Annotated in this window: 2 protein-coding genes; both read left to right on the top strand. The window is 69.4% G+C overall.

Going from position 1 to position 620, the window contains the following annotated elements:
* Nucleotides 1-219: hypothetical protein (locus ACTQ48_RS11385; RefSeq protein WP_441571024.1), on the top strand; the 219-nt coding region annotated here is incomplete at its 5' end.
* A 3-nt stretch (nucleotides 220-222) separates the two neighbouring features.
* Nucleotides 223-576: a hypothetical protein gene (locus tag ACTQ48_RS11380; protein ID WP_441042116.1), complete on the top strand. Its 354-nt coding sequence runs from the start codon at nucleotides 223-225 to the stop codon at nucleotides 574-576.
* Nucleotides 577-620 lie beyond the last annotated feature (44 nt).

Genomic DNA, 620 nt, shown 5'->3' with positions numbered 1-620 from the left:
TGGGCCAGCATCAACAGCCAGGAGACGCTGCGGCTGGTGCGGGAGCTCGCCAAGCGTCAGGGCGTGGTCGTCGATGAGCAGGCGATCGCCCGCTCGGTGCTCGCCGGACTCACCCCGCTCGTGCGCACGGCCGTCGAGGCCGCAGTGAAGACCGGTGGAACCCCGCAGGCTGTCGCCGACGCGGTCGTGTCCCGGCTCGGCGACGCACTCAAGGACTGACGCGTGTCTCGCCGGACAGCGATGCTCGGGCTCGGCGTCCTATGGGTGCTGGTCGGGGTGTCGCTGCTCTACGCGGCCGTCCCTGCCCGCGCCGAGCTGATCGACCTGCCCGACTGGCTACGAGCCGCCCTGTGGGTCGCTGCCGGCGTGGTCGCGATCGCCACATCAAGCCATGTTCGGGCGTCGGTGTGGGGTCTGGCTGCGATGGCGCTGGTAGCCTCCGAACGGGTCGGCGCATGGATCGTCGCATGGATCGCCCACGACGGCAACGACCCGGCGACGAAACTCGGGTTGTATCTGATCGCGCTGTGGGCGGTGTGGATCACGGCCCGCATCCCCGCCGATCGGGAGGCATGATGGTGGGTACTGTCCTATCTGTGCTGGCGATCATGGTGTCGCCG

The organism is Collinsella sp. Sow4_E3 (assembly GCF_052116285.1).
In the GTDB taxonomy this organism is placed as follows: Bacteria; Actinomycetota; Coriobacteriia; order Coriobacteriales; family Coriobacteriaceae; genus Collinsella.
This window is presented reverse-complemented; position numbering and strand designations above follow the sequence as displayed.